17 protein-coding genes are annotated in these 12546 nt (G+C 69.5%); 4 read left to right on the top strand and 13 right to left on the bottom strand.

Going from position 1 to position 12546, the window contains the following annotated elements; genetic code table 11:
- The first annotated feature begins 92 nt into the window (after nucleotides 1-92).
- Together DCD74_RS13090 and DCD74_RS12850 are read left to right on the top strand one after the other, a co-directional pair.
- Nucleotides 93-218 (top strand): hypothetical protein, encoded by a 126-nt coding sequence (locus DCD74_RS13090; RefSeq protein WP_257791643.1) that lies wholly within the window; start codon nucleotides 93-95, stop codon nucleotides 216-218.
- A gap of 24 nt (nucleotides 219-242) precedes the next feature.
- Entirely contained in the window at nucleotides 243-518 is a 276-nt protein-coding gene (locus DCD74_RS12850) for a CopD family protein (protein WP_217424245.1), read from the top strand.
- 54 nt (nucleotides 519-572) lie between these two features.
- Here the strand turns inward: DCD74_RS12850 and ptsP are convergent, their stop codons facing one another.
- The 13 genes from ptsP to DCD74_RS07735 form a co-directional block, all read right to left on the bottom strand.
- Complete coding sequence (ptsP, locus tag DCD74_RS07795; RefSeq protein ID WP_112926809.1) at nucleotides 573-2294, bottom strand: phosphoenolpyruvate--protein phosphotransferase; 1722 nt, start codon at nucleotides 2292-2294, stop codon at nucleotides 573-575.
- Nucleotides 2294-2563 carry an HPr family phosphocarrier protein gene (locus DCD74_RS07790; RefSeq protein WP_112926808.1) on the bottom strand — a complete coding sequence of 90 codons (270 nt, stop codon included), beginning with the start codon at nucleotides 2561-2563 and terminating at the stop codon, nucleotides 2294-2296. Before DCD74_RS07790 ends, ptsP begins: the two co-directional genes overlap by 1 nt.
- A 10-nt stretch (nucleotides 2564-2573) precedes the next feature.
- On the bottom strand, nucleotides 2574-2969 hold the full coding sequence (locus DCD74_RS07785; RefSeq protein WP_112926807.1) for a PTS sugar transporter subunit IIA: 396 nt from the start codon (nucleotides 2967-2969) through the stop codon (nucleotides 2574-2576).
- A 73-nt stretch (nucleotides 2970-3042) separates the two neighbouring features.
- Complete coding sequence (gene rapZ, locus DCD74_RS07780) at nucleotides 3043-3918, bottom strand: RNase adapter RapZ (protein WP_112926806.1); 876 nt, start codon at nucleotides 3916-3918, stop codon at nucleotides 3043-3045.
- On the bottom strand, nucleotides 3908-4876 hold the full coding sequence (hprK, locus tag DCD74_RS07775) for an HPr(Ser) kinase/phosphatase (RefSeq protein WP_112926805.1): 969 nt from the start codon (nucleotides 4874-4876) through the stop codon (nucleotides 3908-3910). Before hprK ends, rapZ begins: the two co-directional genes overlap by 11 nt.
- A complete protein-coding gene (locus tag DCD74_RS07770; protein WP_112926804.1) occupies nucleotides 4873-5325 on the bottom strand; it encodes a PTS sugar transporter subunit IIA in 453 nt (150 codons plus the stop codon). The genes hprK and DCD74_RS07770 overlap by 4 nt, the downstream gene beginning before the upstream one ends.
- 84 nt (nucleotides 5326-5409) lie before the next feature.
- Entirely contained in the window at nucleotides 5410-5736 is a 327-nt protein-coding gene (gene hpf / locus DCD74_RS07765; RefSeq protein WP_112927742.1) for a ribosome hibernation-promoting factor, HPF/YfiA family, read from the bottom strand.
- Between the two features lie 114 nt (nucleotides 5737-5850).
- Nucleotides 5851-7299 carry an RNA polymerase factor sigma-54 gene (locus tag DCD74_RS07760; protein ID WP_112926803.1) on the bottom strand — a complete coding sequence of 483 codons (1449 nt, stop codon included), beginning with the start codon at nucleotides 7297-7299 and terminating at the stop codon, nucleotides 5851-5853.
- Nucleotides 7300-7341: 42 nt separating this feature from the next.
- Entirely contained in the window at nucleotides 7342-8061 is a 720-nt protein-coding gene (gene lptB / locus DCD74_RS07755) for an LPS export ABC transporter ATP-binding protein (protein ID WP_112926802.1), read from the bottom strand.
- Nucleotides 8061-8465 (bottom strand): lipopolysaccharide transport periplasmic protein LptA, encoded by a 405-nt coding sequence (gene lptA / locus DCD74_RS07750; RefSeq protein ID WP_237049566.1) that lies wholly within the window; start codon nucleotides 8463-8465, stop codon nucleotides 8061-8063. The genes lptB and lptA overlap by 1 nt, the downstream gene beginning before the upstream one ends.
- A 76-nt stretch (nucleotides 8466-8541) precedes the next feature.
- The gene (gene lptC / locus DCD74_RS07745; RefSeq protein ID WP_112926800.1) at nucleotides 8542-9096 is read right to left on the bottom strand and encodes an LPS export ABC transporter periplasmic protein LptC; all 555 of its coding nucleotides are present in this window, start codon (nucleotides 9094-9096) and stop codon (nucleotides 8542-8544) included.
- Nucleotides 9093-9632 (bottom strand): KdsC family phosphatase, encoded by a 540-nt coding sequence (locus DCD74_RS07740; RefSeq protein WP_237049565.1) that lies wholly within the window; start codon nucleotides 9630-9632, stop codon nucleotides 9093-9095. Before DCD74_RS07740 ends, lptC begins: the two co-directional genes overlap by 4 nt.
- Nucleotides 9633-9646: 14 nt before the next feature.
- Entirely contained in the window at nucleotides 9647-10621 is a 975-nt protein-coding gene (locus DCD74_RS07735) for a KpsF/GutQ family sugar-phosphate isomerase (protein WP_217424244.1), read from the bottom strand.
- Between the two features lie 71 nt (nucleotides 10622-10692).
- Here DCD74_RS07735 and DCD74_RS07730 point away from each other — a divergent pair, with 71 nt between their 5' ends.
- On the top strand, nucleotides 10693-10926 hold the full coding sequence (locus tag DCD74_RS07730) for a BolA family protein (protein ID WP_112926798.1): 234 nt from the start codon (nucleotides 10693-10695) through the stop codon (nucleotides 10924-10926).
- On the top strand, nucleotides 10923-12527 hold the full coding sequence (locus DCD74_RS07725) for a DUF4034 domain-containing protein (protein WP_112926797.1): 1605 nt from the start codon (nucleotides 10923-10925) through the stop codon (nucleotides 12525-12527). Before DCD74_RS07730 ends, DCD74_RS07725 begins: the two co-directional genes overlap by 4 nt.
- Nucleotides 12528-12546 lie beyond the last annotated feature (19 nt).

Here is a 12546-nt window from a genome sequence, read left to right as displayed (position 1 = left end):
CGATTACGCTGTCATGCCTTCGCCGGTCCGCACATGCGCCGGCAGCGGTCCACCATCACACCGGGAGCATCGCCATCTACAGCTGGATCCTGTTGCTGCATCTGCTTGGCGCCTCCGTCTGGGTGGGCGGGCATCTGGTGCTCGCGTTGGGCGTCCTGCCCGGCGTGTTGCGCCAGCGCGATGTGGCGATGCTGCTTGCGTTCGAGTCCCGCTACTAGCGGATCGGCATGGCGGCATTGGCGATGCAGACCGTCACCGGCCTCGCGCTGGCCTGGCGGTTGCTGCCCGATGTGCCGGCGTGGTTCGCGGCGGACAGCGCCGTGTCGCGGCTGATCCTGCTGAAGCTCGGCCTGCTGGCGATGACCGCGCTGGTCGCGGCGCATGCACGCCTGCGCGTCATCCCGCGCTTGCAGGCCGCGACGTTGCCATTGATGGCCGCGCATGTCGCGGCGGTGACCGTGCCGTCGGTGCTGTTCGTGGCCGCCGGCATTTCGCTGCGGACGGGCTGGCTGGGTTGATGCCGGTTTGCCGCGCGCGCCTGTTCGTGCCCGGGCGCGAAGGTCGATGCGCGGTCAGCCCACCGCGTTCGCCCGCATCCAGCGCTCGATGCCGGCCCGGTCGCCCGCGCGCAACAGGCCGCGTGCCTGCGCCTGCAGATGGCCGAGGTCGGCTTCGCGGATCGCGCGGCGCACTTCCAGCAGCGTGCCGGGGTGCAGGCTGAATTCCTCCAGCCCCAGCGCCAGCAGCAGCGGGGTGAAACGTGCATCGCCGGCCATCTCGCCGCAGACAGCCACTGGCCGGCCATGCCGCTTGCCGATGCGCAGCACGTCGTGGAGCAGGCGCAGCACGGCGGGATGCAGCGGCGTGTAGAGCTCGCCCAGGTATTCGTTGTTGCGGTCGGCGGCCAGCAGGTACTGCACCAGGTCGTTGGTGCCGATGGAGAGGAAGTCCACCTCGCGGATGAAGCCGGTCAGTGCGATCGCCGCCGAAGGCACTTCGATCATCGCGCCCAAGGGGATGTCGGCGGCGATGGCCTGGCCTTCGGCGCGCAGCTCGGCGGCGACTTCATCCATCAATGCGCGCGCGGCCCGCACTTCCTCGCGGCCACTGATCATCGGCAGCAGGATGCGCAGCGGCCCGTAGCCGGATGCGCGCAGGATGGCGCGCAGCTGGGTGCGGAAGATCTCGCGGCGCGACATCGACAGGCGGATCCCGCGCAGCCCGAGCGCCGGGTTCTCCTCGTTGCGCAGGGCCAGGCCGGTGTCGTCGGCCTTGTCGGCGCCAAGGTCGAGCGTGCGGATGGTGGCGGTGCGCCCGGTCAGGCCCAGCGCCAGGTCGCGGTAGGCGCGGAACTGGGTGTCCTCGTCGGGGATTTCATGGGTGCCGAGGAAGAGGAATTCGGTGCGGTACAGGCCCACGCCGGCGGCGCCGAGCTTGTGCGCCTCGGCCACATCGGTGCGCGATTCCGCGTTCGCCCACAGCCGGATGTCGATGCCGTCGAGCGTGCGGGTCGGTTCGCGGCGCAGGCGGTTGAGCTGCTTGTGTTCGCGCTTGTAGGCGTTGACGCGCTGCTGGTGCGCCTTGAGGTCGGCGGGGTCGGGCTCGCGGATGACCGTGCCGGTCGCGCCATCGACCACGATGACATCGCCATCGTTGAGCGACTGCAGGGCGAGTGTCGCGCCGACCACCAGCGGCAGGTGCAGGCTGCGCGCGAGGATGGCGCTGTGCGAGAGCGCGCTGCCGGTGGTGGTGACCACGGCCAGCACGCCCTGAGCCTGCAGCTGCGCGACCTCGGCCGGGGCGATGGTGTCGGTGACGAGGATGTCGCCGGCGATGCCCTTCAGCTCGGCATCGCGCTGGTGCAGCGCCGCGTGGATGCGCCCGATCACCTGGTCGATGTCGTCGATGCGGCTGCGCAGGTAGGCGTCATCCATCCCCAGGAACACATGGGCGATGCGGTCGCGCTGGCGGCGCAGGGCGTAGTCGGCGGTGTAGCGCTTGTGGCGGATGTAATCGTCCAGGCCCTGCAGCAGTTCCGGGTCGTCCAGCAGCAGCGCGTGCAGGTCGAGGAACTCGCCGACCTCGTGCGCCAGTGCGCCGTGCAGCCGCTGACGCAGGCGGCGCATCTCGTCGCGGACCTGCTCGATCGCACGATGCACGCGCGCCAGCTCGGCTTCGACCTCGGATTCCTCGATGTGCTCCTGCTCGACCTCCAGCGCGTGCGGCAGTCGCACGCGTGCGCGCCCCAGCGCAGCCCCGCGCGATGCCCCGATGCCGGACAGGTCGCGGCGCATCAGCTGCCTTCGTCGAAATTGCGGGTGAACAGCGCGACCGCCGCGGCCATCGCCTCGGCTTCGTCCTCGCCATCCACTTTCATCGTGACCACGGTGCCCACGCCGGCCGCCAGCATCATCACGCCCATGATGCTCTTGGCATCCACCTCGCGGCCCTTGGCGGCCAAGCGCGCCTGGCTGCGGTAGCCGGCCATCAGCTGCACCAGCTTGGCGCTGGCGCGCGCGTGCAGGCCCAGTGTGTTGGTGATGGTGATGTCCTGTTCGATCATCGCGCGGGCCCTAGCTCGGGTCGTCCAGCAGCACCGCGTTGCGGCCGCCGACGGAAGCGGTGGATTGCAGTTCGGCCAGCGACTGCTCGGGATAGTTCATGACCCGCAGCAGCATCGGCAGGCTGGCGCCGGCGACGCGCCGTACCGGGGTGCCGATGCGCGCGAGTTTCGCCGCCAGGTTGCTCGGGCTGGCGCCGTACATGTCGACCATCACCAGCACGCCGTCGCCGCCGTCGACGCGCCGCATCGCGCCACTGGCGGCGGGCAGCAGTTCGTCGAGGTTGGCGTCGAAGGGCACTTCGAAGGCTTCGGCGGCCAGCGGCAGGCGCGGCAGCACGCGGCCGGCCGCGGCCAGCAGGGCCGGACCGACGCCGCTGTGGGTGACGAGGAGAATGCCGACGCTCATGCCATCGAATCGCGGGACGGGGCGATCAAGATAACGAAACTCGGGCGATGCGTGCAGCCGTCGCGCGGCCGCATCACTCCAGTTCGCGGTGGAAGGTGGCGGCGTCGGGCCAGTCGCTGGCGCGTGCGCGCTCGGCGAACTTCTCGGCCAGGTAGACCGAGCGGTGCCGCCCGCCGCTGCAGCCGAAGGCGATGGTGATGTAGCTGCGGGTGTCCTCGCGCAGGCGCGGCAGCCAGGTGTCGAGGAAGTCGCCGATCTGCGCGATGTAGCGCTGCGCCTCCGGTTGCGCATCGAGGAAGGCGCGCACGGCGTCATCGCGCCCCGACAGCGGACGCAGGCCCGGGTCCCAGTGCGGGTTGGGCAGCACGCGCGCGTCGAGCACGAAGTCGGCATCGGCGGGAATGCCGCGCTTGTAGGCGAACGATTCGAACAGCAGGGTGGGCGGCGTGTCATGTCCGACCTTCAACATCTGACCCACTTCGCGGCGCAGCTGGTGCACGTTCATCGCGCTGCTGTCGATGACATGCGCGGCCAGCGAGCGCAGCGGCTTCAACGCCTGCCGCTCCAGCGCGATCGCGTCGGCCAGCGCCAGGCCGAGGTGGCTGAGCGGATGGCGCCGGCGCGTGTCGGCGTAGCGGCGCAGCAGGATGTCGTCGCCGGCATCGATGAACATGAGCTCCGGCTCGTAGCCTTCGCGGCCGAGCGCGGCCAGCCATTCCGGCATGTGGGCGAGGTCGCCGCGGTTGCGCACGTCGATGGCCACGGAGAGCAGGCGCGGCGGGTCGCTGGCCTGCGAGAGCGTGTGCACGCAGGCGGTGAGCAGCTCGGCGGGCAGGTTGTCGATGCAGTAGAAGCCGTTGTCTTCCAGCATCTTCAGCGCGATCGACTTGCCGGCGCCGGACATGCCGGTGACCAGCAGCAGGCGCGACGTGGGCGACTTAAGGGGCATGGCGTTCGTCTTCGCGCGAGGCTTCGAGGAAATGCGAATGGCGGGCCATGAAGGCGGCGGCCGGGTCCACGCCCTTGGCGCGCAGGATGTGCAGGCGCGCGGCGGCTTCGGTCAGCACCGCGAGGTTGCGGCCCGGCATGACCGGCAGGGTGATCATCGGCACATCCAGGTCCAGCACCCGGCGCGTGCCGAGGTCGCCGGTGATGCGTTCCATGCCGGCCGGCTGCGGTTCCAGCCGCGGGCGGGTGAGGTGCACGATCAGGCGCAGGTACTTGTTCCGCTTCACCGCGGTGTCACCGAACATGTCGCGCACGTTGAGCACGCCCAGGCCGCGCACTTCCAGCAGGTCCTGCAGCAGTTCGGGGCAGGCGCCATCGAGCACGTCGGGGGCGATCTGGGTGAATTCCGGCGCGTCGTCGGCCACCAGCCGGTGTCCGCGCGTCACCAGCTCCATCGCCAGTTCGCTCTTGCCGGCGCCGGATTCGCCGGTGATCAGCACGCCGATGGAATAGATCTCCATGAAGACGCCATGCAGCGTGGTGCGCGGCGCGAGTTGGCGGGCCAGGTGGTACTGCAGGTGGTTGAGCAGCTCATGGCCGCGGCGCGGCGACAGCCACAGCGGCGTGGCCGACTCCTCGGCGGCGGCGCGCAGGTCCTCGGGCGCGGGCTGGCCCTTGCTGATCACCAGCGCCAGCGGGCGCGCCTGCATGATCTTCTCGATGACTTCCCAGCGCGCGCGCGCGTCCAGCCCGTCGAGCCAAGTCAGTTCCTCGGTGCCGAGGATCTGCACCTTGTTGGGATAGATGATGTTGAGGTAGCCGGCCAGCGACGGTCGCCGCGCATTAGTGTCGCCGGCGACGATCACGCGTTCCGCCGATGCCGTGCCCGCCGCCCAGGTCAGCCCGAGGCGCTCGCGCATCTGCTCGAACAATTGCCCGGCGGTGATGCGCTGGCTCATGCGGCGTCGCCGGCCAGCAGCGCGTGCATCGCGGCGGCATCGGGTGCGGCGCGCAGGCGGGCGCGGAAGTCGGCATCGGCGAAGCGCTCGGCGATTTCCGCCAGCAGCTGCAGGTGTTGATGGGTGAAGCTGGCCGGCACCGACAGCGCCAGCACCAGGTCCACGTCCTCATCGTCCATCGCCCCGAACGGCAGTGGCCGGGCCAGCCTGACGAAGGCGGCGCGGGCGTCCGGGAAGGCCTCGTTGCGGCCATGCGGCAGGGCCACGCCGTGACCGATGGCCGTGCTGCCCATGCGCTCGCGGGCGCGCAGGCTGGCGGCCACGGCATCAATGCCGGCACGGTCTTCATCGCAGAGCAGGCCCGCCAGCGTGTCGAGCAGGGCGTCGGTGTTGCGGGCCTCGTCGAGCACGGCGATGCGCGCGGACGAGAGGATTGAACGGAGGCTCATGCCGGGCGGGCATCCGGTCTGCACGGGCCCCGAAGCATAACAGCCCGCACATGGCGGGCTGCGTGGAGCAACGGGCGGGAGGACTCAGCCAAAGGTGCCGTCGCGGACCGGGTTGGAGCCGCGGTGGTGATCGACCATCTTCTCCTTGTGCTTGACCAGCAGGCGGTCCAGCTTGTCCACCAGCAGGTCGATCGCCGCGTACATCGTCTCCGCGCTGACATCGGCGTGGTATTCGCCACCGGCCACCTTGATGTGGCCTTCGGCGCGGTGCTGCGGCTTGTCCAGCGACAGCTGCATGCGCACGTCCAGGGGTTGGTCGAAATGCCGTCCGAGTCGCGTCGCCTTTTCTTCGCAATAGGCACGCAGGGCTTCAGTGACTTCGATGTGCTGGCCGTGGACTACGATCTGCATGGACGCCTCCTTGGTGATGGATGGGTGCAGCCACAGCATCGCCCAAACCGGGGGCGAAGGGGTGAAACACTGGTTAAAAATTCCGGCGTGTCCCGGAAAGGTGTCGAAGCGCGCTCAGCCCAGCCGCACGCGCTGGCTGGAGGCCGGGATGTGCAGGGCCTCGCGGTACTTGGCCACGGTGCGGCGGGCGACCGGGATGCCGTTGCCCTTGAGCATTTCGGCCAGCGCCGCGTCGGACAGCGGCTTGCGCGGGTTCTCGCCTTCGATCAGCGTGCGGATCATCGACTGGATCGCGGTGCTCGATGCCTCGCCCGCGCCGGTGTCGATGCCGGACGCGAAGAAGTCGCGCAGCGCGATGGTGCCGCGTGGCGTGCGCACGTACTTGCGGGCGATGGCGCGGGAGATGGTGGATTCGTGCAGGTCCAGCTGTCCGGCGATCTCGCGCAGGGTGAGCGGGCGCAGTGCCTGCTGGCCGAATTCGAGGAAGCCGGCCTGCTCGCGGATCAGGCAGTTGACCACCCGCAGCAGGGTTTCGCCGCGCTGCTCGATGTTCTTCAGCAGCCAGCGCGCCTCCTGCAGGCAGCCGCGCAGGTAGTGGCCGTCGTTGCCGCCGGCGGTGGCGGCCATCTGCGCGTAGTCGCGGTTGATCGATACCCGCGGCCGCGCGTGGCCGGCCAGCGCCGCGTGCCACAGGCCACGCTGCCGCCAGATCACCGCATCGGGCAGGACATAGGTGTCATGGGCGATGCCGCCCACCTGCGAGCCCGGGCGCGGGTCGAGCGTGCGCACCAGCGCCACGGCCTGTTCGGCCTCGGCCACGGTGCAATCGAAGGCGCGGGCGATGCCTTCGACGCCGATCTTCGGCAGCCGCTCGATCGCCTCGGCGCAGATGCGCAGGGCCAGCGCCAGCATCGGCGTATCCGGCGGCAGCCTCCGCAGCTGTACCGAGAGGCATTCGCCGAGGTCGCGGCTGCCGCTGCCGGGCGGGTCAAGCTGCTGGACGAGATGGAGCACTGCCAGCACTTCGTCCTCGCCGACCACGATCTCCGGCGCGAGCATCGCGCGGATCGCGTCGAGCGGCTCGCGCAGGTAGCCGTCATCGTCGATCGCATCGATCAGCGCCAGCCCGATCTGCTGGTCGCGCGGCGACAGCGCGGTCAGCCGCAGCTGCCAGGACAGGTATTGCTGGAGGCTTTCCTCGGCCACCTGGCGCTCGGCCGGGTTGTCGTCGTCCTCGTCATGCGAACCGCCCGAGCTGCTGGAGACCCATTCCTCACCGGTCTCGCGCCACTCGTCGCGGATGTCATCGCCTTCCCAATGCTGTTCCTCGTCGCTGGCGGTCGGCGCGACCGGTCCTTCGACCGGATCGTTGCGTACGGCGGGATCGGCGAGTTCAAGCGGGCGCGCGTCCTCGGCCCATTCCAGCAACGGGTTGGACTCCACCGCGTTGGCGAGTTCCGCTTCCAGTTCGCTGGCCGACATCTGCAGCACGGCCAACGCCTGGCGCAGCTGTGGCGTCAGCGCGAGGTGCTGGGATTGGCTGGCGGTGAGGTGCTGTTTCATCGGGCCCGGTCATGCGGCGGAAGGCCACCGGCGGGCCGGGCATCACAGGCGGAAGGTTTCGCCCAGATACACGCGACGCACGTCGGCGTTGGCGAGCAGTGCGTCCGGAGCCCCCTGCGCAAGCACGCTGCCTTCGTTGAGGATATACGCCCGGTCGCAGATCCCCAAGGTCTCGCGCACGTTGTGGTCGGTGATGAGCACGCCGATGCCGCGGTTCTTGAGGTGGGTGATGATGCGCTGGATCTCCCCGACCGAGATCGGGTCCACGCCGGCGAAGGGTTCGTCCAGCAGCATCAGGCGCGGCTTGGCGGCCAGCGCGCGGGCGATCTCGACGCGGCGGCGCTCGCCACCCGAAAGACTGGCACCGGCCTGGCCGGCGACGTGGGTGATCTGCAGCTCGTCCATCAGGCTGGCCAGCTCGCGTTCGCGGCCGGCGCGGTCCAGGTCGTCACGCAGCTCCAGCACCAGCCGCAGGTTGTCGGCCACCGACAGCTTGCGGAACACCGAAGGTTCCTGCGGCAGGTAGCCGACGCCCAGCTTGGCGCGGTCGTACATCGGCTCGGCGGTGATGTCCTGGCCGTCGAGGACGATGCGGCCGGCATCGGTCGGGACCAGCCCGACGATCATGTAGAAGCAGGTGGTCTTGCCGGCACCGTTGGGGCCGAGCAGGCCGACGACTTCGCCGGCATCGAGCGTCAGGCCGAAATCCTTGACGACCTCGCGCGACTTGTAGCGCTTGCGCAGCCCTTCGGCGACCAGCATTACTTGGCGCCCGTCTTCGGCTGGATGGTCATCTTCACCCGTCCGCCGCCCTGGCCGCCGCTCTGCACCTGGCCGGTCCGCATGTTGTAGACCACGCGCTCGCCACGCAGGGTGCCGCGCGGCTGGGTGATGGTGACGCCGCCGGTGAGGATGATGATCTCGGTGTTGAAGTCGTAATCGACGGCAGCCGACTTGGTGGTGACCGGCGTGCCATCGTCCATCACCTGGTTCATCGACACGCCGCCGGTGAGCTTGCCGCGCTGCGGCCGGCCGTTGGCCTGGGTGATGTCGCCGCGGGCCGCGTTGATCTTCAGCGTGCCCTGGGTGATCACCACGTTGCCGCTGAGCGTGCAGTTCATGTTGTCGCCGAGCATGCAGGTCGAGGCATTGGACTCGATGTCCATCGGCGCATTGCGGTCCGACGACCTGGCGAACGCGACCCCGCCAAAGGCGGCGAGTGCGGCGGCAAGGAGCAGGGCGTTACTGGATGGACGACGCATAACGGGCTCGGACCTCGGATTTCAGGGTGACGCGCTGGGTGTCCAGCTGGGCTTCCAGCCCGCGGCCGCGAATTGTAGCCCCGGGCTGGGTGATGGTGACCTGCTGGTCGCTGGTGGCGCGGTTGGCGTCGGGGTAGACGTTCAGCGCCTCGGTCTGCACCGTCATGCGCTTGCCGCCGGGGTTGTCCAGCACCACGTTGCCGCGCAGCCGCACCTCGTTGCCCTCGCTGTTGACCCACCCGGTCGCCGAGCGCGAGCGCCAGCGGTTGCCCGACTTGTCCGGGAACAGGAAGGTGGGCCGGTCGATGTTCATCTCGTGGTTGTCCGGCGTGCGCGCCAGCTTCGGCGCCTGCAGGGTGAACCCCTCGCTGCCGTCCTTTTTCAAGGTGATGATTTCGAAGTCGTGGAGGATGTAGTCGGGGCGGGCCTCGGCTTCACCCGTCGCCTGCAGGCTGGCGCGCTGGCGGATGATCGCCCAGCCGGCGAGCACGGCGACGATCAGCAGGATGAGGGTGAGGGCGCCGCGCCAATTCATGCCTTCACTCCGGCGTTGGCGAGGATGACGTCCAGCTTGCCCTGTGCTTCCAGCACCAGGTCGCAGAAGTCGCGGGCGGCGCCGTGGCCGCCTTCGCGCGGGGTGATCCAGTGCGCGTGCGGCGCGGTCCAGCGGTGCACGTTGGCCGGCGCAACCGCCAGCCCGACATGCGGGAACACGCCCAGATCGACCAGGTCGTCACCCATGAAGGCGACTTCGTCCATCGACACCCCCATCTTCGAGGCGATGGCGCGGGTGGTCGCAAGCTTGTCGTGGGCGGCGGTGTGGACTTCGGTGAGGCCCAGCTCGGCGCCCCGGATTTCGGTGACGCGGCTCTTGCGGGCGGTGATCAGCGCGACCTCGATGCCATGCCGGCGCAGCAGGGCCAGCCCGAGCCCGTCCTGGGCGTGGAAGGCCTTGTGCTCGCGGCCCTCGTCATCGAAATGCAGGCGACCGTCGGTCAGCGTGCCGTCGACATCGAAACAGGCCAGCCGGATGCGGGCGGCGCGGGCGGTCACTTCGGGGGGCGCAGTCATCGACATGAATGGGATCACACCACGCGTGCGCGCAACAGGTCGTGAATGTTCAGGGCGCCGACCACGCGGCGTTCGGCATCGACCACCAGCAGGGCGTTGATCTTGTGTGCCTCCATCAACTGCGCGGCTTCGACGGCCAGCGCGTCCTCGCCGATGGTCCGCGGCGAGGCGGTCATGACGTTGGCGATGCCGGTGCCTCGCACATCGACGCCGGCATCCAGCGTGCGGCGCAGGTCGCCATCGGTGAACAGTCCGGCGAGGCGGCCTTCGGCATCCACCACGGCGGTCATGCCCAGGCGCTTGCGGCTCATTTCCATCAGCGCCTCGCCCAGCGTCGCGGTGTCGGCCACGCGCGGGACGTCGTCGCCGGTGTGCATGACGTCGCGGATATGCAGCAGAAGGCGGCGGCCGAGCGCGCCGGCCGGGTGCGAACGCGCGAAGTCGTCGGCGGTGAAACCGCGGGCTTCGAGCAGGGCGACGGCCAGTGCATCGCCCAGCACCAGCGCGGCGGTGGTGCTGCTGGTCGGCGCGAGGTCGAGCGGGCAGGCTTCGGCGGGCACGCTGGCATCGATATGGGCATCGGCCTGGCGGGCGAGGGTGGAAGCCGGGCGGCCGGTCATCGCGATCAGCCGGTTGCCCTGGCGCGCCAGTACCGGCAGCAGGGTGATGAGCTCGTCGGTCTCGCCGGAATTGGACAGCGCCAGCACGATGTCGGCGTCGGTGATCATGCCGAGGTCGCCGTGACCGGCCTCGCCCGGATGCACGTAGAAGGCCGGCGTGCCGGTGGAGGCGAGCGTGGCGGCGATCTTGCGGGCGATGTGCCCGGACTTGCCCATGCCGGTGCAGACCACGCGGCCACGGCTGTCGAGGATCAGCCGGCAGGCGTCGGTGAAGCCGCCATCCAGACGTGCGCCGACCGCCGCGAGCGCGGCGGATTCGGTGTCGAACACGCGCCGCGCGGTGGCGAGCAGGGCGTCGGGTGGGGGCATCGCGGGATCCATGCGCGGCCGGGCTTCCGCTAGACTAATCCGTTCATTTTACGCGTTCAAAGGCGGCCGCGATGAACCCCGGCACCATCAAGCAGATGATCGAAGCCGGCCTGCCCGGCGCCCTGGTGGACGTGGCCGGCGATGACGGCGTGCATTTCGAGGCGCGCGTGGTCAGCCCCGCCTTCGCCGGCAAGCTGCCGCTGGCCCGCCATCGCATGGTCTACGCGACGCTGGGCGATGCCATGGGCGGTGCCATCCACGCGCTGGCGCTGAAGACGCTGACCCCGGAAGAAGCCGCCCGATGAAGGCAGTGGCCGGGCTTGCATTGGTGCTGGGGCTGGTGGTCATGCCCGCGGCTGCCCAGACCGCGCCGAAATACGAGATGCCGCCGCCGCCCGCCAAGGTGAATGCCGCGGCCTACCAGAAGTACGAAGCCCCATGGCGCGCGCATCTGCTGAAGGTGCGCGAGGCGATGCGCATCGAAGACCCGCTGCAACGCTGCCTGGCCTGGCCGGACCTGCCGGACACGCACTGGCCCGAAGGCCACGCCGCCGCGCATTGCCGCAACCATCACGACCCTCTCATGGCCTCGCTCGACCTGGGCTGGCTGGAAGCGCGGGTCAATGCCGGCGACCTGGCTGGCCTCAACGCCGCGCTCGATGCGCAGCTGGCCCGCCATTTCCAGCCCGAGCCGCAGTTCCACGAAGCCATCCACTACATCTTCGACACGATCCGCGCGGACGAGCGTTCCAACGAATTGACGACACGCTGGCTGCGTCTGGCACCGGAAGACGCCTACGCGCTGCTCGCCCGTGCCAGCTATTACCGGCGCATGGCCTGGAAGGCGCGCGGCGGCGGGTTTGCCGGCGAGACGCCCGCAGCACAGATGGCGCGGATGTCGGCGCTGGTCGAACGCGCCATGCCGCTCTACCGCAAGGCGATCGCCCTTAATCCGCGCTTGATGCCGGCCTACGAAGGCATGCTCAACCTCGCCAAGGCCGACTCGCTGGATGCAGTGGGCGAAGAAGCCTTCGCGGGCGCGAACGCGATCGACCCGGCCTGCCCGACCATCGCCAAGGAGCGCATGAATGCGCTGCTGCCGCGCTGGGGCGGCTCGTACGAACAGATGGAGGCATATGCCGCCACGCTGCGCCCGCTGCTGGCCAAACGCCCGTTGCTGGCGCTGCATGTCGCAGCGGCGTATGCGGACATGGGCAATGTCCTGATGCGGGGAAAGACCGCCGACGCCGATCGCGCCGCGCTGGAGGCGGACGAAAAGGCGATCGACGCCTCCAGCGAGGAAGACGTGCTGCAGGAAGCGGCGAGCATCGCGCTCAATCCGCGCATCGACATGCCGGGGGAGAAGGGCAAGTCGCAGGCCTACCTGCTGCAGGTCGAACGCTTCCGGCCCACGCCGGCGTGGAGCCGCTACTGGCTGGCCTACGTCTTTGTGCAGGATGAGCCGGCTATCGCGCTCCGCTACGCCGATGCACTGGTGGCGGCTGACCCGGCGAATTCGGGCTACCGCTACATGCTGGCGGGATCGCTCTACAACACGCGCCAGCCCGAAGCCGCCGACTACCACTACCGGATCCTGATGGAGGATGCCGAGTACCGGCTGACCTCACTGCGCGAAGTGGCGGAGATGTGGATTTCCAACCCGTGGATTTCCAACGAGGTGGCGATCACCCGCGCAGGCCCGCACCTTGCCACGCTGGAGCGCGAATTCCCCAAGGAAGGCCGTGCCGGATTCCTGCGCCTGCAGGAGAAGATGCGCCGCACCGGCCGCGTGGAAAACGAAGATGTCGAACGCGCGCTGGCCAGCGCCGACCTGGAAGACCCGTGGCAGCGCGAGCGGGCGCAGAAGATGCGCGAAGGTGCGCCCCGCATCCCGAAGACCCCCTGATCTGGAATCGCCGGCGCGC

This window comes from Lysobacter oculi, from assembly GCF_003293695.1.
Lineage (GTDB): Bacteria > Pseudomonadota > Gammaproteobacteria > Xanthomonadales > Xanthomonadaceae > Solilutibacter > Solilutibacter oculi.
Note: the sequence above shows the minus strand (reverse complement) of the source record. Positions and strands in the feature narration are given on the sequence as shown.